Origin of the sequence: Ruminococcus sp. MCC718 (assembly GCF_018783905.1) — a bacterium.
In the GTDB taxonomy this organism is placed as follows: domain Bacteria; phylum Bacillota; class Clostridia; order Lachnospirales; family Lachnospiraceae; genus Hominisplanchenecus; species Hominisplanchenecus faecis.
Genome location: NZ_WQNP01000138.1, coordinates 322 through 621, shown reverse-complemented (window position 1 = coordinate 621; position 300 = coordinate 322). Strand labels below are relative to the sequence as shown.

1 protein-coding gene is annotated in these 300 nt (G+C 47.3%); it reads right to left on the bottom strand.

Features of this window, described 5'->3' with window-relative positions; all coding sequences use genetic code 11:
- Nucleotides 1-300, bottom strand: a 300-nt coding sequence (locus tag GPK60_RS15410) for a replication initiation factor domain-containing protein (protein WP_252191392.1), incomplete at both ends; no start/stop codon positions are given.

Here is a 300-nt window from a genome sequence, read left to right as displayed (position 1 = left end):
TCTAAAATCACATCTTCGGTTGATGTGGTCTGTTGTTCGATTATCTTGTAGTGCTTTTCCGTCAGTTTCGTGGATTTACGTATTTCTTTCAGATAATCAATCCCTGTTTTCGCTGTGATTGTTTCCAGCATTTTGAGTGTCGGGTCAACCTGCCGTTGAATCCAGCGTAGGGTTCTGTCCAGTGTGTAGGGTTCGGGTTTGGTCGTGAGCTTTAACGGCTCTCTGTTTTCCCCGATGAACCATGCCCAGCGGACAGACAATTTCCAGTCGCTCCGTTTCTTGTCCACCTCCTTGTCCACG